Here is a 19813-nt window from a genome sequence, read left to right as displayed (position 1 = left end):
CGAAATTATTTTTTAATCGGTGCAAGCTTTTGTGTTGAGATACGTGCTATTGTTCCTGCATATAAAAACATTTCACAGAATATTGAAAAAGAAAATCCAAGTGCGGACGCAAGGCCATAGAATGAGATGAGATCCTCAGTACAAGGCATAAAAACTGATGTCCGTTTTTTCAATTTTGACGAATAAGGACAAAGGATGATATAGATGAAAAGAATTGATAAAATATACCATCAGCTCATGCATAATTTTCATGACTCCAGCTTAGATCATCTTTTAAAGGTACAGGGAAATTCAGCAAAGGAAATTGCTCAGCAATTGAAGATAGAGCGGTCCAATGTCAGTTTTGAATTGAATAATCTCGTGCGGTCCAAAAAGGTGATAAAAATTAAAACGTTTCCCGTGCGCTACATTCCAGTGGAAGTAGTGGAAAGAGCATTCAACAAAAAATGGAATACAGAGATAATGGAAGTTAAAGAACTGAAGGGGCTTTCTGAAAATCAAAAAAAGAACGATCAAAATATTTCTACGAATCCTCTTGAACTTATGATTGGAGCAAAAGGCAGTTTGAAGAAAGCAATTTCTCAAGCAAAAGCAGCTGTTTTTTATCCTCCGCACGGTCTGCACATGCTTCTCTTAGGACCAACAGGCTCCGGTAAATCCCTTTTTGCGAACCGGATTTACCAGTTTGCGATTTACTCTGACATTTTGAAGCCTGGTTCTCCGTTCATCACATTTAACTGTGCAGATTATTATAACAATCCTCAATTATTACTATCTCAATTATTTGGTCATAAGAAAGGAGCATTTACCGGCGCCAGCGAAGATAAAGCCGGTTTAGTTGAGCAGGCCGACGGGGGCATTCTGTTTATGGATGAAATCCATCGTCTTCCGCCTGAGGGACAAGAAATGCTGTTTTATTTTATCGACAGCGGATCTTATAACCGTCTTGGAGAAACTGAACATAAAAGAACATCGAAAGTATTATTTATTTGCGCAACTACCGAAAACCCTAATTCTGCTCTATTAAAAACATTTTTGCGAAGAATTCCAATGACGATTCATATTCCATCGCTGGAAGAACGATCTCTTAAAGAGAGAGTTGATCTCACAACGTTTTTATTAGGAAAAGAAGCAGAGCGTATTAAGAAGAATCTAAGTGTGCATATCGATGTATATAATGCATTGATTCATTCTGCGAAGTTTGGGAATGTGGGACAGCTGAAATCAAATGTGCAGTTAGTTTGTGCACATGGATTTTTACATAATCTTGACAGAGATGACGTTGTTGAACTGACCGTTCGGGATCTCCCAGATGAAATCAAGCAAGATTGGATGTCAAGCAGCAAAAACATGAAAAGAAGCAAAACGATTTCTGAATATGTCAATATCACAACCATCATATCCCCGATAGTAGAAGATGAAACAACAAAAATTGATGATGATCTATCATTTAATTTGTATCATTTGATAGAAGAAAAGGTCGAAGTGCTAAACAAAGAAGGCTTGTCCAAAAAGGAAATAAATCAATATATTTTAACGGATATTCATTTGCATGTCAGAAGCTTTTTTAATCAAAGCGCGTTCCGAAATGACAACCTGCTGACATTTGTTGAGGACGGCGTGATTCAAATGACGAAGCAATTAAAAGAAGTTGCTGAACAAGAATTGAATTGCACATTTGACCGTAAATTTATCTATTTTTTAAGTATGCATATTGATTCATTTTTAAAACGCGGTAAGCAAATTGATGTTTTAAATGCGCAGGAAACGGATGAAATCCGTGATACCCATGTGAAAGAGTATCAGGTGGCGCTCATATTTAAAGACAAAATTCAGGAACACTTCAGAGTAACCGTTCCGGAAATAGAAGTCATCTACTTAACGATGCTGATTCATTCCATCAAAACGTTAAAAGAAAACAAAAGAGTTGGGATTGTGGTTGCCGCACATGGAAATAGCATGGCGAGTTCCATGGTTGAAGTAGCGACGGAGCTTTTAGGAAGCACCCCAATTGTGGCCGTCGATATGCCCCTTTCTGTTTCACCTGCGGAAATTATGGAGCGCTTAGCGGGAAAAATACAGCAAGTAGATGAAGGTGAAGGTGTTTTAATGCTTGTTGACATGGGGTCACTTGCAATGCTGGAAAGCAAGCTTGAAGAAAAAACAGGCATCAAAATCAAAACAATCAGCAATGTCACGACCTCAATGGTGCTGGACGCCGTCAGAAAGGTGAACTATCTGAATTTACATTTACATGCCATATATGATTCGGTCACAAAGGATTTTATTGAGTTATGGGATCGGCAGCCTGCCGCCTCACCAGGCAAAAAGAGGGCGTTGGTTTCGATTTGCACAACAGGCAGCGGAACGGCAAAAAAGCTGGAAGACATCTTAACAACGATCGTAAACAAGGCCTCTGATGTGCCCATCCACATATTGACCGTATCATCGATTAAATTGGCAAACAGCATCAAAGAAATCGAAAAAGAGTATGAGATTCTTGCGACAGTAGGAACAAAAGATCCTAAAATCAATGCTCCGCATGTATCTTTGGAGGTATTAATTGAAGGTGAAGGAGAGAAGATGATCCAACAGGCGATCACAAAAGGCAGCATTCCGATGAGTAATGGATTATCGGGCGCAAACATCATTGTACGGGAGCTTTGCGAGGATAGTTTGAAAAAGTATCTGGTTTTTTTGAACCCCCATCACATTATAGAAATCTTATTAGAGTGGCTTCAGACCATTCAAGATGAGTTAGGCATCATTTTCAATAACACAGTGATGATCAAAGTGATTATGCATACGGCTTTTGCCTTTGAAAGGGTGATTAAACAGAATCCGATTGCTTTTTCCGAAGAAGACGAAATAACCGATCAGCTGAAAGAGATTTTTGAGGTGACAGAGCGAACATTAATCCCTTATGAACAAAAATTGGGACTGAACATAAGCGATGATGAAAAATTATTTATAGCCGCCATTTTTGCTGAAGAAGTACATGGCCACATGTGTTAAAAGCGGTTTTTTTACGTAAACCTGTATTAAATGGAACGCCATTTTAATACAGGTTTATTTTTATATTCACATGTGTTTCAATCAGCTTTCTTCATGTGCTGCAAAATAAATGAAAACGCTTAACACAGATTCTTTGGCACGATACTTGCATTATAAATGGATGTACGAAAAAGGAAAGGAGCAAACGTGTTATGATTTCAGTCATTATTAGCGGACATGGGGACTTTCCCATAGCATTAAAAGAATCTTCAGGCATGATATTCGGTGAAGAAAATCATCTGATAGCGGTGCCGTTTTTTAAAGGAGAGGGCATCCAAACGCTGCAAGAAAAATATCATCAGACGCTTCAGGATATTCCGAAAGAAAATGAGGTGCTTTTTTTAGTTGATATTTTTGGAGGCACACCATATAACGCAGCGGCTTCCTTCATCGCTAAGGATCAAAGAATGGATATGGCTGCCGGCATAAACCTGCCGATATTACTGGAGGTATTAAGCCTGAGAGAACACATGAAACTCAAAGAAATGCTGAATCACTTAAAAAAAATGAGCCAGCAAAGCTTTCAAGTTTGCAGCGAACATTTAGAAAAAGCAAAAACAGTTTGTGAAGAAAAAAGAGAGGATGAACTATGATGAACATTACATTGGCAAGAATTGATGACCGCTTTATTCACGGCCAAATCCTGACAAGATGGATTAAAGTCCATGCAGCAGACCGAATCATCGTTGTGTCAGATGACGTTGCGCAGGATGAAATGAGAAAAACCCTGATCCTTTCTGTTGCTCCTTCCAATGTAAAGGCGAGTGCCGTATCAATTTCTAAAATGGCAAAGGCGTTTCATAGTCCGCGCTACGAAGGGGTAACGGCGATGCTGCTGTTTGAAAACCCATCCGATATTGTATCTCTCATAGAAGCAGGCGTCCCTATCAAAACCGTAAATGTCGGAGGGATGCGTTTTGAGAATAATCGCCGGCAAATCACCAAATCAGTCAGCGTAACTGAAGAGGATATAGAGGCGTTTGAGACATTAAATGAATTAGGCGTCACACTGGAATTGAGGCAGCTGCCTTCTGATGCCAGTGAAGACTTTATGGAGATTTTGAGAAATGTGACAAAATCATCAAGGGGATGAGATGATGACTTCAATACAAATTATTTTGTTGTTAATCATTGCAGCCATTACAGGTATTGCAAGTGTATTGGATGAAGGACAAACACACCGTCCGCTGATTGCCTGCACTTTGGTTGGCCTTGTGCTTGGCGATCTAAAAACAGGAATCATTTTAGGAGGAACGCTGGAGCTGATGGCGCTGGGCTGGATGAATGTCGGCCTCGCCATGGCGCCTGATACAGCCATTGCCTCTGTGATTTCAACCATTTTAGTGATTACCGCTGATCAAGGCATTGGTGAAGGCATTGCCGTCGCTGTTGCTTTGGCAGCTGCAGGTCAAGCGCTTACTATTTTTGTCCGAACGATTACTGTCTTTTTCATTCACCGTGCTGATAAATATGCCAGGGAGGGGAATATCAAAGGAATTGAAATTATGCATATTACCGCCATGGTGTTTCAAGCGCTGCGTGTCATGATACCGACTTTGATTGTGGCCTTAATCAGTGTGAGCGCTGTTCAGGCGTTCTTGGGAAATATTCCGGAAGTCATTACCAAAGGTTTGCAAATAGGAGGAGGCATCATTGTTGTTGTGGGGTATGCAATGGTGATCAATATGATGAATATCCCTTATCTTAAGCCATTTTTCTATATTGGTTTTTTGTTGGCAGCGTTTACCGATTTCAATTTAGTAGGATTTGGCGCTCTTGGTCTCTGTCTGGCGCTTTTATACCAGCAGGTTATGCAAAAAAATAGCGCCCACGGGGCAGTCGCCGCAGCCGCGGACGGCAGCAATGCAGCTGTCTATGATGATGATGACGATCTTGATGCATAAGAACGAGGGGGGATGAAAATTGGAGAAAGAAAAAAGATTAACAAAGAAAGTCATTTTCAGTATGTTTATCCGTTCGAATTTCTTGCTCGGCTCATTTAACTTTGAACGTGTGCAGGCAATGGGATATTGTTATGTGATGATACCGGCGATAAAAAAATTGTACGGTCCGGGAGCGAAAAGAAACGCAGCTTTGCAGCGCCACTTGGAATGGTTTAATACACATCCGTGGCTGTCCGCACCCATATTTGGGGTGACAGCTGCCATGGAAGAAGAAATGGCGAACAATAAAGGAATAGACGGGAAAGCAATAAGCGGGATGAAAATCGGTTTAATGGGTCCGATAGCGGGTGTGGGCGACCCTATTTTCTGGGGAACCGTACGTCCCGTATTGGCTGCTTTAGGGGCTTCTCTTGCTTTAGGCGGAAACATTGCCGGTCCTCTGCTGTTCTTTTTCCTGCTGAATGCCATCAGATTAACCACAAAATATTACGGTTTAAAGTATGGCTATGTAAAAGGGATGGAGATTTTGCAGGATCTAGCAGGGAATCGTATTCAAAAACTGACAGAAGGCGCTTCCATCCTCGGGTTATTTGTGATGGGGGCTTTGGTCTCCAAGTGGACCACCATCAACATCCCGATCGTTGTCTCAAGAATTAAAGATGATAACGGAAAAGTTGACGTTCAAACTGTGCAAAATATTTTAGACAGCATTATGCCGGGGGTGCTGCCTTTAGGATTGACTTTATTAGTGGCATGGATGCTGAGAAAAGGAGTAAATCCGCTCCTTATTATCGTTGGCATATTTGTGATCGGTATTCTTGGCTATTGGGCTGGATTTCTGGCATAAGCGCTTAACAGTTAAAAGGGGAGAACCTGCAGAAGTCTTTCTCATAACCTCTTTATCATTCGATACAGCTTTTATCACGGATCACTCGTGCAGATGTCTCTCTTGAATGTTTTTATATGTTAGAGAGGAGAGAATCAGAATGAAAAAGAAGCTTATTCAAGTCGTGATCCTATTCACCATGCTGTTTACTATGGCGCTGCCAGTAAGTGCAGCCGATTCAAGCTACTATGATGAGGATTACCGTCCTCAATATCATTTCACACCAGAGGCAAACTGGATGAATGATCCAAACGGAATGGTTTATTATGCAGGGGAGTATCATTTGTTTTATCAGCATCATCCATACGGTCTGCAATGGGGGCCGATGCATTGGGGCCATGCAGTAAGCAAGGATTTAGTTCACTGGAAGCACCTTCCCATAGCGCTGTCACCTGATGAAAAAGGCACAATTTTTTCCGGGAGCGCAGTGGTCGATTGGAATAATACAAGCGGTTTTCAAACCGGCAAGGAGAAGCCGCTTGTCTCTATATATACGCAGGATCATGAAGACGGCCAAGTGCAAAGCGTCGCCTATAGTAATGATAAAGGCAGAACATGGACGAAATACTCAGGTAATCCGGTCATTCCAAACCCGGAAAAAAAAGATTTCCGCGATCCGAAAGTGTTTTGGTATGAAAAAGATAAAAAGTGGGTGATGGTCGTGGCAGCTGGTGACCGAATTCTCATTTATACATCGAAAAATTTGAAGCAGTGGACATATGCAAGTGAGTTTGGACAAGGACAAGGAAGTCATGGAGGCGTATGGGAATGTCCGGATTTATTTGAGCTTCCTGTAGACGGCAATCCGAAACAAAAGAAATGGGTGATGCAAGTCAGTGTCGGAAATGGTGCGGTTTCAGGAGGATCAGGCATGCAATATTTTGTAGGAAGTTTTGATGGAACAACTTTCAAGAACGAAAACCCGTCAGACAAAGTATTATGGACCGACTACGGTAAAGATTTTTATGCGGCTGTTTCTTGGTCCGATGTCCCTTCTTCAGATGGACGGCGGCTTTGGCTAGGGTGGATGAGCAATTGGCAATATGCTAACGATGTTCCTACATCTCCATGGAGAAGTGCAATGACTATTCCAAGAGAAGTAAAATTGAAAGCGTTTTCTGAAGGGATCAGAGTGATTCAAACACCAGTAACAGAGCTGCAATCGATCAGGGGAGCCGCGCAGAAGTGGAAAAATAAGATGATATCGCCAGAGAGCAGTAATGTATTGGCGGGTATATCTGGAGATGCTTATGAAATGAATGCAGAGTTTCAAGTGAATCCAGGTTCGGCTTCTGAATTCGGTTTTAAGGTTCGAACAGGGAGAAATCAATATACAAAAGTCGGTTATCATCAAAAGAGCGGCAAACTGTTCGTTGACCGAAGCCAATCCGGAAATGTCAACTTTAATCCAACCTTTAACACTGGGAAGCAAGCAGCTCCGCTGAAGCCGGTAAATGGAAAGATAAAAATGCGTATTTTTGTTGACCGCTCTTCAGTCGAAGTATTTGGTAATGACGGGCAGCAGGTGTTGACTGACATCATTCTCCCGGATAGATCAAGCAAAGGTCTTGAATTATATGCTGTTAATGGCCGTGCTAAGGTAAACTCCCTAACGATTCATCCTTTAAAAAAAGCATGGGGAGCGTCACCGTTTATATCCAATTTGACTGGCTGGACAACTGTAAACGGTACGTGGGCCGACACAATTGATGGAAAACAAGGACGATCAGACGGCGATTCCTTCATGATGTCTTCAGCATCAGGAGCTGACTTCACTTATGAATCCGATATAATCATTAAGGATGGGAACGGAAAAGGGGCAGGGGCTCTTGTGTTTCGTTCTGATAAAGACGCACAAAACGGTTATGTAGCCAATGTGGATGTGAAACATGATCTTGTGAAATTTTTCAAATTTGAGGACGGGATTGCCTCTGTTATTGCTGAACACCAAACACCAATAGATATAAATAAAAAATATCATTTGAAAACTGTGGCTCATGGCGCTCACTTTAAAATATATTTGGATGACCGTCTAGTCATAGATGCTGAAGATTCTGCATTCTCAGAAGGTCAATTTGGCTTGAACGTTTGGGATGCTACAGCAGCCTTTCAGAATGTCAACGCAAAGACTGATTAGAAAAGGCAAAAGAGGCATTTTAAATGAAGGGGGAATAGAGATTCTTACGCTTTCTCTATAAAAAAGGGCACAGACTCAAACAGTCTGTGCCTTTTTCTTATTTCAACAGGTTCAATGATTCGCGGTTAAATGCTTCCAAATCATCAGGTGTTCTGCTTGTTACAATGTTATGGCTGACGACTACTTCTTCATCTTTGTAATTTGCACCAGCGTTGATCAAGTCTTTGCGAATGCTGCGGTAGCCAGTGATGTCTTTGCCTTTCAGAAGATCCGTATCAATGAGTACCTGCGGGCCATGGCAAATAGCGAAAACAGGTTTCTCATTTTCTACAAATGCTTTCGCAAATTCACCCGGCCGATCATCTCCGCGAAGCAAATCTGGGGAAAATCCTCCAGGAATCAATAGGGCATCGAATTCACTCGCATCTACGTCGGAGATCGCTTTGTCGATCTTCACTTTCTCGCCATGTTTACCGGTAACTTCCTTGCCTGCTTCCAAATCAATGGCAACGACGCTATGACCAGCTTCTTCGTATGCCTTTACCGGACTTGTATATTCGATATCTTCGAATTGGTCTGTAACGAGAACAGCGATTTTTTTGCTCATATTTATACCTCCTATGAATTCTATATACCATAGAATAACAGGCACGTTCATCGTCCTTCAAAATATTTGCTTGAGATGTTTTTCGCAAGAGTCCTGCGAAAGGGTTGTTTATAGGTTTTATGGTTTTTATAGGGTAAAAGCGCAGCCAAAACGGCGCAGAAGGATAGCGCTCTTCTCAACTTGTTTCTTTTTTTAAAAATAGACTTTTTAAATGATTTTCCACGTCCTGTGGAGCGGGGTGCAGTAAATAAAAGGGTGGGGCAGCCAATAGTATGGCTACCCCACCTTTTACAACTATAATGTAGAGATATCAATAACGAATCGGTAGCGTACATCACTGCGAAGAACACGCTCATATGCTTCATCCACTTGATCGGCACGAATCACCTCAATTTTAGGTGCAATGCCATGCTGAGCAGCGAAATCAAGCATCTCCTGTGTTTCTGGAATTCCGCCGACAAGAGTACCTGCTAGGCTGCGGCGGCCCATGATTAAGGAGAATACACTATATTTGTCCGGCTCGGCCGGTGCCCCTACATTCACAAGTGTTCCGTCTATCCGAAGCATTGATAAATAGGCATCTACATCAAGGTTCGCGGATACTGTATTTAAGATTACGTCAAAACGCCCGGCCAATTCAATAAATGCAGCTTGATTACTGGTTGCATAGTAATGGTCAGCCCCTAGTTCAAGGGCTTCCTCTTTCTTATTCATAGAGCGGCTCAGGACGGTTACCTCTGCACCCAAAGCATGCGCAAATTGAATCGCCAAATGACCAAGCCCGCCTACTCCTACAATTGCAACCTTTTTGCCTGGGCCGACGTTCCAGTGTTTTAGAGGGGAATAGGTTGTAATCCCTGCACACAGTAGAGGGCTGGCAACATCCATCTCCAAACTGTCCGGTATCCGAACAACGAACCTGTCAGTGACAACGATTTTTTGGCTGTACCCGCCATTAAATTGACGCCTGCAGAAGTTAGGTTTCTAGAAGGACCATATGTACCTCACCGAATAGTTGGTCATCATTAATTGTGCCCGAAAACGATATTGCTGGAAATCAACAAGATACTATGTTTCGGATTGAGAGAAAGAATAGAGGGCTTATGAATAAAAACTGGCCTATTCCAATTCTTTAAGGAATTTTCAGGCCTAAGGAGCAGGGAGAATGATAGAAAAACAGTATACAATTATCGGAGTACAGGCTTCGCCCGTGCAGCGGCCTTGTTAGTGCGTGCGGCTTGTCAATTCAGCTCCAGTATATATCTTGAATATCTAGGGGAATCTGTCGATCTGAAAAATACACCCAAGTCCCTCATTGATGTGATGTCACTAGGAATTAAACCTAATACCCACATGAAGATAAGAGCTAATGGCGTTGACGAGTATCAGGCTTTACAAGCGATAGAATATCATTTGCAAAAAAACAAATTCATAAAGAAATGAGGAAGAAAACCTTCCCTTTTTTTATTGTCATTTTCAGGGGCTAGATCCAAGGTCTCCCGTTTTTATACGAGCGTTTTGTTAACTGCTTATCTTCAAAAGAAACCAACTCATTTCTCTCCACTTTAAAGCCGAAAATCTGAAAGGGTAGGGTAATAAAAAAGGCATCCATAAGGATGCCTAAAATGAATCTTTACTGAATGATTACCTATTCCATCTTTTTACTGGTTTACAGCATGGATTTCTTAAGTCACTTCCACAATCATATTCCTCAACGATATTTTCATTCTCTGCAGATTGTGTCACTGGATAGTAATTTTCTACTCTTGTAACATTTCTATTAACATTAACAATGTGAGTCGGCTGAACACGTCTAACAGTACGTTCATTGGTTGTCGTATTTACAACATTTCTTGTGGGAGAAACAATTGTTTCTACATTGTTGCCTCCATTGCCCCCATTAAAACCATTGAAGCCATTGAAGCTATTGGTACCGTTGTTCCCGCGACGAGAGCCGAACATGAATTCGTCCACACTTCTAAACCCACCGTTGCTGCAGCTCATCAAAATCACCCTCTCAAAAAATCTTGTCTTACTATATAAGTTATGATGAAGAAAAAAGGTTGTCCTAGACAAGAAACTCATATTATAAAAAATCCGCTATTATTTTAGGATGTCGATACACATGACAAGAAAGGGGGCAAAGTTCTCTGTTATTTTGATTTAAAAAACTAGAACGAGTAAGTCATGAAATTGATGACGAGTTCAGAAAGTGGTTTCAGATAACAATGTGACTGAAGCTATAAAATTGGAGATCCTACGGCTGCTGGCTGATAGAAGAGGCATATCCTTAAAGTTACGAAATGCGGATGAAAAACAAGTGCAGGTGGTTCTTTATTTTTCAGTCTAATGATGTAGCTTAAATAAGCTAAATGTAGAAAGAATTTGTTTCTCATTTTAGATATATTAAGAGAGGGGGGTGAAAATAGTGAAAATAAAAAATCTTGAAATATTTGTTTCTCGTTTTAATCAAACTGTAAGCTTTTATAAAGATATCCTTCAATTTAAAAGGCTGGCGTTAACTGATACATTAGCCATATTTCAAGTGGGAGAAAGCATTTTAACCTTGCACCAAGACGAAGCGAATCGCTATTACTATCATTTTGCGTTTAATATCCATTCGAATATTTTCGCACAAGCTAAAGAATGGCTGAAAAAGAAGGTTGATTTACTTGAAGAAGATGGTGACGATGAAGCGTATTTTGCAAATGCAAAGGCAAGATCGATATATTTTGAAGACCCTGCAGGTAATATTGTTGAGTTTATTTCTCGATTAGAAACCTCTCCGGAAACGAAGTCAAAAGTATTCACGCCCGACAATGTAATAGGTATAAGCGAGGTTGGTTTATCTACAAATCATGTTAAAGAATGTTTTGATTACCTTTTAAAGCTGGGAATTCGGCAAAGAAATGCTGAACCTTTCTCAAAAAATCATTTACTGTTCATGGGGGAGTATAAAATAGGAGTCTATATTTTATTAGGTCCCGTCGGGAGAAGATGGATATTCTCGAATAAATACAGTATAGATGCACCACTCATGATAGAAACTGACCGAGGGATCATCAAAAATTTTGATTAGAAATCGCTTTTAATTGGTGTGTGACATATCTTTCATGCATTATTTCGGATTACATTGCAATTCCTATATTCCCAAATTTTATCCTCTATCCTGTCTGAAAATTCAGTAATAATGGCACTTCTCATATACCTGTTTGATGGTAATATGATATCAATATATGTAAACGAAAGGGGAGAAGGTGGTCTGCCGAATCATTCCTGAACTGAATGTAAGAAAGCCAGACGCATGACATTTATGATGAGGAGGAGTATAAGTTGAGAAAGCTAAAAATAGCAAGTTTGTTAACCGTTATGGTATCGTCATTCTTCATTTTTTCTAGTCATGCACAAGCAGTTCAGTATTACACTGTCTCAACAAGCAGCGGTGCTCCTGTCAATATGCGCAGCGGCCCAGGTACAAGCTGGGGGATTGTAACGACCATTCCGAGCGGAACCCGCATCCCGATCTATTGCTACAAAACCGGTACAACTGTAACTGGGAAGTATGGAACGAGTAATATTTGGAATTACACAGAGCGGACGCTTGCCAGCGGGGAGATCGTTCCTGGATTTGTCTCTGATACATATATGTATACAGGCTCAGACGGTCCGGTTGTTCCTAAATGCAGCTGGTAGTCTTAGCTGCAATCAAAAAACTAATACAGTGATATTTTCATAGAAAGAGGGATTCAATTGACTAAACGGAAAACGTTGAGTATGTTAACCGTTATGATTGCATCATTGTTCATTTTTTCCAGTCAGGCACTTGCAGTTCAGTACTTTACTGTCTCAACAAGCAGCGGTGCGCCTGTCAATATGCGCAGCGGTCCAGGTACAAATTATCCTATTATGCTTTCCATTCCTAGCGGCTCACGTGTTCCTTACTATTGCTATGCTTATGGAACGACTGTTACCGGGAAGTATGGAACGAGTAATATTTGGGATCAAATCCAGTGGAAAGATTCCCGGGGGATCGTGAATATTGGATATGTTTCTGACACATATGTATACACAGGTTCAGACGGCCCTGTCGGTTACAAATGCAATTAGCTTCGGATCAAAAGTAATATTGAGATAACCGGCCCTCTCTTAGGTGGCCTACTTAAAAGAAACCATACCAAGTATTATCGGTATGGTTTTTTATGTTTATATATTTGGATTTGCCAGAACAGCTGAGACGTTTAATAAGCAGATCGAGGAGAGGCTTGAGCATAAAAAACATGTTATCGGTACTCTGAAAACTTGAATTAACTTGTATATACAAGTTAGAATATAGCAGTATGAATAGTGAAAAGGCTAAGGAGATTACATCATGAAAACTGAAAAGCAAAAAATGTTAGATGGCGAACTTTACAACGCAGACGACCCTGAATTAAGAATTGAAAGAATGAATGCTAGAAGATTAACTAGAATGTTTAATGATTCACTTGAAACGGATAGCAAGAAAAGAACCCGTTTATTAAAAGAATTGTTTGGTTCTACTGGGGAACATGTTTACGTAGAGCCGACATTTCGTTGTGATTATGGCTACAACATACACGTTGGAGAAAATTTCTTTGCTAATTTTGATTGTGTGTTTCTTGACGTTCATGAGATTCGAATAGGGGATAACTGTTTTATTGCACCAGGAGTTCATATTTATACTGCGACTCACCCGCTCCATGCACATACAAGAATATCGGGAGCGGAATACGGAATTCCAGTCATAATCGGTCATAATGTCTGGATTGGCGGGAGAGCTGTTATTAACCCAGGGGTAAAAATCGGCAATAATGTTGTAATCGCTTCGGTTGCAGTTGTCACAAAGGATGTACCAGATAACGTCGTGGCGGGTGGAAATCCTGCGAAGATACTGAAGCGGATTGTAGAATAGCTGATAGGGTATATCCTCAAAAAACTCATCATGTTTTAATGACAAAAAAACGTATAGAAGGTAATACATAAATACGAAGAAATTATGATTTAACTGGCAAGCAGATTAGATTCTCTCATTTACTTCATTACGTTTTTCTTTTAAACTATCAATACCTTCATTTTTTGACAGAGGTGAATAAACATGTTCTGGGCTCCATTATTTGAAAATGATGTACCAGTAGCACTTCTCCGCCCTTAGTGGAGTAAGGTGACTACTTCTCTCCGTTAGGGGCATTTATTGACCTAAATGAAAAACGGAGGGTGCAAAAATGAAAAACACTTTGTTAGGTTCTATATATTTGGCTTTAGCCGCCAGCATTTGGGGTGGTATGTACGTTGTCGTAAAGGTTGTCGTATCGGTTATACCCCCATTAGAGCTGGTATGGATGCGGTATGCAGTAGCAATTCTCGCATTGCTCATTATCGGTTTGGTAAAAAAGCTATCCTGGCGAATTCACAAACGTGACCTTTTATTAATCATAGCCATTGGGATCATCGGGAATACAATTTCAATCGTTACACAGGAAGTCGGCACTAACCTATCTTCGGCACAAATGGGAGCCATTATTACTTCTTCCACACCTGCATTTATGGTGATCTTTGCTAGGCTTTTGCTAAAAGAACGGTTGAATGTAAAAAAGGGAATATCTGTGGCTTTGGCGACTATCGGCGTTTTCATGATTGTCGGGAACGGTCACATTGACATGACGAATCAAATGGGCGGAATTTCGCTGCTAATTGCTGCTTTAACATGGGCGCTGATGTCTGTTCTTTTAAAACGTGTTCCAAATCATTATTCTCCCATTGTGGTGACAACTTACTCAATCTTGGTTGCCATGATTATTTTGACTCCTTTTGTATGGATGAACGTAAATGAAGTTCATTTCTCGCAGCTGGCCCATCCGACAATATGGGGCGGGCTATTATACTTGGGGATTGTTTCAACAGCTTGTGCATTTATACTTTGGAATCGCGGAATACAAATGCTGAATGCATCAAGCGGAGGTTTATTTTTCTTTTTTCAGCCTCTCGTTGGAACATTGCTCGGATGGCTTTTGTTAGGAGAACGTATAGGCGGAACCTTCTGGGCAGGTTCAACTTTGATTCTAGTTGGTGTGCTATTAGTTATCCGGGAAAAAAGTAGATGAATAAAAAAAGAAACCTGCAGATTCACAAAATCCAAAGGTTTCTTTTTTTATTTTAAGATCATATAACAAAAATAGCTAAAGAGTAAAAAACGCTCTTGCGAATTCCTCCGATAAAGTTAGTTGTACATGGTCCTATGTTTATTTTCTAACATATCGTGTAACCTCTCAGCGAATTCTTTATGATGCATTGTGTTATAACCTGCGTGGTTTCCAGGAAATTCAACAATTTCCGTTTCCAATTGTTCCGCTAAGGCGTTTGCGCAACGATAAGGAAAAAAATCCCGTGAAGCATTTCCGCCAGCTGGGAGTACCTTCATCGGAGCAGATGTAAACACCATCTTTAATGCTTCGATATCTAATGTATAGTTGAGAATTCCCTGAATTTCATATTCAGTGAAATACGTTGAATTACCGAGAAGCCGCTCTGTCAGCACATCCTTTGATTGTTCGTCTGTTTCTAAACTTGACAATAATGTAATGACCTCATTCCGGTGATTTTTCTTAAGGTCTTCCATGAATTGCTTGGCTTGTTTCAGCTCATTTCCATTTAAAAACTGCAATAAGACTGGTTCGTGAGGGATCATGACACTTACCTGTTCGGGATGGCGTATGCACAGATCAAGCCCGATAACAGCGCCGGAGCTGCTTCCAAATACGTATGCCGGCTTGTCGGTGAGTTTGGCGAGAAGACGGTGGGCGTCATCACTGTGTGTTTCCACACGGTAATCCTCAGTCTGATTGGCGAGATTGCTGCGGGAATGGCCTCGGCGATCGTAAGTAACAACCGTGTACCAGTTGGCCAGATGGTCTGCAACATGATGGAACTTGTCGGCATCACCGCCTCCGCCATGGATCAAAAGAATGATTGGACCTGTGCCACGCACTTTATAGTGGATGTTCGCTCCAGGTACTTGCAATGTTCCATTGTTTACTATATTCATTTGTAAATCCTTCCTTTCTTCTCATCTCCCTTAACTTTACACAATTGGCCAATGGTATCATATGCAGAAAATAACTAAGAAATAAACTCGCCATATCAAAAAGCACTGATTACATTTCATCAGTGCTTTCGTTTTGTTTAATTAGAGTAGACAATTTTTTTTATTGTTTCAGTAGAGAGGTGATATTCATCAGATAATTGATTAATTGTTTTGCCGTTTTTAAATGCTTTTTTAATAGAAGTGTTTCTGTCATCGATTAGTTTTCTTGTTCCTGAACACGCACCCCATTTTTGATGAGAGGTTTCAGGCTTAGGGATATATATTGTTTTTCCTTGAACGTACTTTTGAATTTCTGATATCAGCTTTTCAGGTAAAATAGCGGTTGCTTTTACATATGCCATATCTGCCAGCTCCTTATTTTTTTATAGCCAAATAAGGTGCAAAGCCACTATATCAGAAAAGCTTACTTGGGCGATCTTTTAGAAAGTCTACCCCATGCAAAGTATCGCCTTTCCAATAATAGGCTTTGCATGGGACGTTGCGGAATCTAGCATTCTTATCTTACTTGCCATTTTCATCACCTCCCAACTATTCGATGATCATTTCCATTATAAAATAGATTAAAGTCTTATTGCATTTTGTTAAATAAAGTTGCAGCAAAAGGGATTCTCCCAGAGAGAGAGGGGCTAAGGCTGATTGGCAATAAAAAAAGAGTAAGATTTAAGCTGCCAGCCTTTTATTATTACTTTAGATTCAAAATATTGACAAAACGATGTATTTTCAACAATAGAGCAGCCCCTTGCTGTATACTGTGTCTGCATTTACAATATTTAGTAGGAGGTAATCGAATGAAAATCAGTTTGAAGAAAAAAACGGGTTTCTGGAAGAAAGCAGCGATTTCATCACTTGTTTTCACCCTGTTTTTAACCTTGATGATGAGTGAAACGGTTTTTGCGGCGGGACTGAATAAGGATCAAAAGCGCCGGGCGGAACAGCTGACCAGTATCTTTGAAAACGGCACGACGGAAATCCAATACGGATATGTGGAACCCTTGGGTGATGGAAGAGGCTATACATGCGGACGGGCAGGCTTTACAACGGCTACCGGGGATGCATTGGAAGTAGTGGAAGTATACACAAAGGCGGTACCGAATAACAAACTGAAAAAGTACTTGCCTGAATTGCGCCGTCTGGCCAAAGAAGAAAGCGATGACATCAGCAATCTCAAGGGATTCGCTTCCGTCTGGGAGTCGCTTGGAAATGATAAGGAATTCCGCGCTGCTCAAGACGCAGTAAATGACAGCTTGTATTATCAGCCTGCCATGAAACGATCCGATCATGCCCGACTGAAAACGGCACTGGCAAAAGCTGTGATGTACGATACAGTTATTCAGCATGGTGATGGTGATGACCCCGACTCCTTTTATGCCTTGATCAAACGCACGAACAAAAAAGCGGGGGGCTCACCTAAAGACGGAATAGATGAGAAGAAATGGTTAAATAAATTTCTGGACGTGCGCTATGACGACCTGATGAATCCAGCAGATCCGGATACCCGTGATGAGTGGAGAGAATCGGTTGCCCGTGTGGACGTGCTTCGCTCTGTCGCCAAGGAGAACAACTATAATTTAAACGGACCGATTCATGTTCGTTCAAAGGAATACGGTAATTTTGTAATCAATTAAGCAGAGAGTGAAAAGAAACCGCTACAGATGAACTAAATCTAAAAGATACCAAAGATGTTGGTATCTTTTTTTATTTGCAGTAAAAAAGTATTCAATTTTCTCTATAACGATTAGGTTTTGGTATCCTCTGGGGTAATTATCCAGATGGATCAGGTTTAGTGTCCGGTTCGGTTTTTGGGTAGACTGCTGGGTCCAAATCCTCAAAATTTTTGAAGCAGACAGTTTAGGAAAGAAGCTGCAATATGTAAAGGGGAGCTTATTACAGAGCCCACCTTTACATCATTTGATAGTCACCATGTGTATAAACTGCTCCGTCCATAATACGTCGTGCGGTACGGACGATTTTTATACCAGAGGGCTCCAACATTGTTTCGATGATACCAGAAGAATGAGCCAGTCGCACCTTTGTAGAATGGATTTTTGCTATTCTTGCAGGGATTGTACCTTCCACTGAAAGTGCTGTCGTTGTACATACCGCCCCAGTGACAGCTAGTGCTTGATGAGGCTTTTGCATGGACATCATCCTAATGTGTAAGTCCATCTCAACGTTTGAATGCCAAGCACCTGTACTATCCTTATATTTCTCTGGTTTTGATACTATAGCTAGTTTGGGGACAGCTGGTGATAACTTTGTAGCAGAAAATCGATTGGCAAAGCCGCATTTCTCTGCAGCAATGGATCTTAATTCTTCAAATTGAGCCAGCTGTAGATCAGTAAATTCTTCTGCAAGTTCTGTTCCATCCAGGCCGATACTGCTCGCTTCCACAAAAACTAATGGATTTGCATAGTCGATAATAGACACCTCTATTTGACCTTGACTTGTATCTAAAATCTCCGAACTATTTCCAGTAGGCAATAAATGACCAGTGACTGAACCAGCAGCATCATGAAAGTTTAAATAGATTGGAGATCCAGATCCAGGTACTCCAGATATAGTAACATCTCCGTCATATTTGACCTTACCGTCTTCCACTTCCACTTCCGCAATGATCATTTTATTCGTATTGGTATTCAGTATCCTTACCGTAGTCATTGGTTCTGTCGCTTTTACAAGTCCTTCTTCGATAGCAAATGGACCAACAGCAGCGGAGATATTTCCGCAGTTCCCCTTAAAGTCCACTTTTTTTTCCGAAATACTGACTTGACCAAACGTGTAGTGAACATCAATATCCGATGTATATGCTTTCTTTATTATTGCCACTTTACTAGTAAGGGAATTACCGCCACCCAAACCATCTATTTGTCTTTTATCAGGACTTCCCATGACATCAAGCAAAAAGGGCTCCCATTCGTTTTTATTGTTAGGCATAGCTGATTCATGGAAAAAAACGCCTTTGCTTGTTCCGCCTCTCATGATTGTTACGTTCGTCTTAACCATCTTCATCATCCTCATCCTAAAGGTAGTATTTTATGTTTTTTAGTGTAGAAGGTAAAAAGATGAAAATAAAATATAAATTTTCTTAATATTCAATAAAAAAACTTTTATAATTGTGAAAGAATGACTAGAAAGGAAGATGAAAATGGATGAAAAAGATTGGATTTTATTGAAAATTCTTTACGAAGAACAAAGTGTAACAAAAACAGCAGAGCGATTATTTACGTCACAGCCTTCCATCACTTATCGGTTGAATAAGATTGAGGAGAATTTCGGAATTGAATTATTCACCAAAAGGCATAAAGGAATTACCTTTACTGCGGAAGGAGAACACTTAGTTTCTTATGCAAGAAGAATGTTACAGGAACTCCAAGATACCAAAGATAATATCTCTAATCTAAGCAAAGAGGTGCAAGGACATCTAAGACTGGGGGTTTCAAGCAATTTCGCTCAATATAAGCTCCCTAAGTTATTAAGGGAATTTTCCATTATGTATCCTAATGTCCAATATAGTGTACAAACAGGCTGGAGTACAGATGTCATGAAATTATTAGATGCTGGTATTGTACAAGTCGGTATACTGAGAGGAAGCCATCGTTGGAAAGGGGAGAAGGAACGGCTGACACGGGAAAAATTACATATCATCTCAAAAAAACCAATAACGATAGATCAACTTCCTTTTTTACCTTTTATCAAATATAAAACGGATGCTTCTTTAAAAACGATAATAGATGATTGGGTGCATACTAATCTAAAACAAGCACCCATCATTGCAATGGAAGTGGATCGACAAGAGACTTGCAAAGAGATGGTAAAGCATGGTCTTGGTTACTCCATAGCACCAGAAATTTGCCTGCGGGAATCTGATCATTTGTACACAATGGAACTATATAATGCTAAGGGTAAGCCATTAATGAGAGATACTTGGCTAATGTACGATCAAAAATCATTAGGAATCAAAATCGTTAAAGCATTCATTGATTTCTTAAAGGGTGAACAAATGGTAACCATTTAATATGATCATAGAATTTTTTTTGCAACACAGTAAAAAAATATTTATTTAACTTATTACACCGTATAGGATATGTTAATCAAAAAGTCATTT

The 19813-nt window shown here is 40.4% G+C and carries 19 protein-coding genes and 1 pseudogene; 14 read left to right on the top strand and 6 right to left on the bottom strand.

What is annotated here, in order from left to right; translation table 11 throughout:
* Positions 1–204: 204 nt before the first annotated feature.
* The 6 genes from P3L57_RS13230 (at position 205) to P3L57_RS13205 (ending at position 7981) form a co-directional block, all read left to right on the top strand.
* Complete coding sequence (locus P3L57_RS13230) at positions 205–3015, top strand: sigma-54-dependent transcriptional regulator (protein ID WP_069487143.1); 2811 nt, start codon at positions 205–207, stop codon at positions 3013–3015.
* Positions 3016–3206: 191 nt separating this feature from the next.
* Positions 3207–3647: a PTS fructose transporter subunit IIA gene (gene levD, locus P3L57_RS13225; protein ID WP_059335489.1), complete on the top strand. Its 441-nt coding sequence runs from the start codon at positions 3207–3209 to the stop codon at positions 3645–3647.
* Positions 3647–4147: a PTS sugar transporter subunit IIB gene (locus tag P3L57_RS13220; protein WP_059293540.1), complete on the top strand. Its 501-nt coding sequence runs from the start codon at positions 3647–3649 to the stop codon at positions 4145–4147. Before levD ends, P3L57_RS13220 begins: the two co-directional genes overlap by 1 nt.
* Positions 4148–4151: 4 nt before the next feature.
* Positions 4152–4958 (top strand): PTS fructose transporter subunit IIC, encoded by an 807-nt coding sequence (gene levF / locus P3L57_RS13215; protein ID WP_044154405.1) that lies wholly within the window; start codon positions 4152–4154, stop codon positions 4956–4958.
* A gap of 19 nt (positions 4959–4977) precedes the next feature.
* The gene (gene levG / locus P3L57_RS13210) at positions 4978–5805 is read left to right on the top strand and encodes a PTS fructose transporter subunit IID (RefSeq protein ID WP_059293541.1); all 828 of its coding nucleotides are present in this window, start codon (positions 4978–4980) and stop codon (positions 5803–5805) included.
* 139 nt (positions 5806–5944) lie between these two features.
* The gene (locus P3L57_RS13205; RefSeq protein ID WP_069487144.1) at positions 5945–7981 is read left to right on the top strand and encodes a glycoside hydrolase family 32 protein; all 2037 of its coding nucleotides are present in this window, start codon (positions 5945–5947) and stop codon (positions 7979–7981) included.
* 97 nt (positions 7982–8078) lie between these two features.
* Here P3L57_RS13205 and yraA read toward each other — a convergent pair whose 3' ends face one another.
* Together yraA and P3L57_RS13195 are read right to left on the bottom strand one after the other, a co-directional pair.
* Entirely contained in the window at positions 8079–8588 is a 510-nt protein-coding gene (yraA, locus tag P3L57_RS13200; RefSeq protein WP_069487145.1) for a cysteine protease YraA, read from the bottom strand.
* Positions 8589–8882: 294 nt separating this feature from the next.
* Positions 8883–9542: pseudogene (locus P3L57_RS13195) on the bottom strand (NAD(P)-dependent alcohol dehydrogenase); the annotation flags it as partial.
* 273 nt (positions 9543–9815) lie between these two features.
* Here P3L57_RS13195 and P3L57_RS13190 point away from each other — a divergent pair.
* Complete coding sequence (locus tag P3L57_RS13190; RefSeq protein ID WP_406795203.1) at positions 9816–10031, top strand: HPr family phosphocarrier protein; 216 nt, start codon at positions 9816–9818, stop codon at positions 10029–10031.
* A 201-nt stretch (positions 10032–10232) separates the two neighbouring features.
* On the opposite strand, the gene P3L57_RS13185 is transcribed toward P3L57_RS13190, so the two are convergent.
* The gene (locus P3L57_RS13185; RefSeq protein ID WP_199398335.1) at positions 10233–10592 is read right to left on the bottom strand and encodes a CotD family spore coat protein; all 360 of its coding nucleotides are present in this window, start codon (positions 10590–10592) and stop codon (positions 10233–10235) included.
* Positions 10593–11016: 424 nt separating this feature from the next.
* Between P3L57_RS13185 and P3L57_RS13180 the strand changes: the two genes are divergently transcribed.
* The 5 genes from P3L57_RS13180 to P3L57_RS13160 all read left to right on the top strand — a co-directional run bounded on the left by P3L57_RS13180 (position 11017) and on the right by P3L57_RS13160 (position 14707).
* Positions 11017–11667, top strand: a complete 651-nt coding sequence (locus tag P3L57_RS13180; RefSeq protein ID WP_069487147.1) for a VOC family protein — start codon at positions 11017–11019, stop codon at positions 11665–11667.
* A 254-nt stretch (positions 11668–11921) separates the two neighbouring features.
* On the top strand, positions 11922–12281 hold the full coding sequence (locus P3L57_RS13175) for an SH3 domain-containing protein (protein ID WP_069487148.1): 360 nt from the start codon (positions 11922–11924) through the stop codon (positions 12279–12281).
* A gap of 57 nt (positions 12282–12338) precedes the next feature.
* Positions 12339–12695 (top strand): SH3 domain-containing protein, encoded by a 357-nt coding sequence (locus P3L57_RS13170; RefSeq protein ID WP_069487149.1) that lies wholly within the window; start codon positions 12339–12341, stop codon positions 12693–12695.
* Between the two features lie 262 nt (positions 12696–12957).
* Positions 12958–13518, top strand: a complete 561-nt coding sequence (locus P3L57_RS13165) for a sugar O-acetyltransferase (protein WP_059293547.1) — start codon at positions 12958–12960, stop codon at positions 13516–13518.
* 310 nt (positions 13519–13828) lie between these two features.
* A complete protein-coding gene (locus tag P3L57_RS13160) occupies positions 13829–14707 on the top strand; it encodes a DMT family transporter (RefSeq protein ID WP_059293548.1) in 879 nt (292 codons plus the stop codon).
* 116 nt (positions 14708–14823) lie between these two features.
* On the opposite strand, the gene P3L57_RS13155 is transcribed toward P3L57_RS13160, so the two are convergent.
* Positions 14824–15648 (bottom strand): alpha/beta fold hydrolase, encoded by an 825-nt coding sequence (locus P3L57_RS13155; RefSeq protein WP_044154428.1) that lies wholly within the window; start codon positions 15646–15648, stop codon positions 14824–14826.
* 137 nt (positions 15649–15785) lie between these two features.
* Positions 15786–16049 carry a CD3324 family protein gene (locus P3L57_RS13150; RefSeq protein ID WP_044154430.1) on the bottom strand — a complete coding sequence of 88 codons (264 nt, stop codon included), beginning with the start codon at positions 16047–16049 and terminating at the stop codon, positions 15786–15788.
* A gap of 447 nt (positions 16050–16496) precedes the next feature.
* Between P3L57_RS13150 and csn the strand changes: the two genes are divergently transcribed.
* The gene (gene csn / locus P3L57_RS13145) at positions 16497–17333 is read left to right on the top strand and encodes a chitosanase (protein WP_069487150.1); all 837 of its coding nucleotides are present in this window, start codon (positions 16497–16499) and stop codon (positions 17331–17333) included.
* Between the two features lie 274 nt (positions 17334–17607).
* Here csn and P3L57_RS13140 read toward each other — a convergent pair whose 3' ends face one another.
* On the bottom strand, positions 17608–18711 hold the full coding sequence (locus P3L57_RS13140; protein WP_059293830.1) for a 2-methylaconitate cis-trans isomerase PrpF family protein: 1104 nt from the start codon (positions 18709–18711) through the stop codon (positions 17608–17610).
* Positions 18712–18853: 142 nt separating this feature from the next.
* On the opposite strand from P3L57_RS13140, the gene P3L57_RS13135 reads away from it, so the two are divergent.
* Positions 18854–19723 carry a LysR family transcriptional regulator gene (locus P3L57_RS13135; protein WP_059293550.1) on the top strand — a complete coding sequence of 290 codons (870 nt, stop codon included), beginning with the start codon at positions 18854–18856 and terminating at the stop codon, positions 19721–19723.
* Positions 19724–19813 lie beyond the last annotated feature (90 nt).

Source organism: Bacillus sp. B28, from assembly GCF_029536185.1.
Classification (GTDB): Bacteria; Bacillota; Bacilli; order Bacillales; family Bacillaceae; genus Bacillus; species Bacillus halotolerans.
The sequence above is the reverse complement of the archived record's forward strand: the minus strand, read 5'-3'. Positions and strand labels throughout refer to the sequence as shown.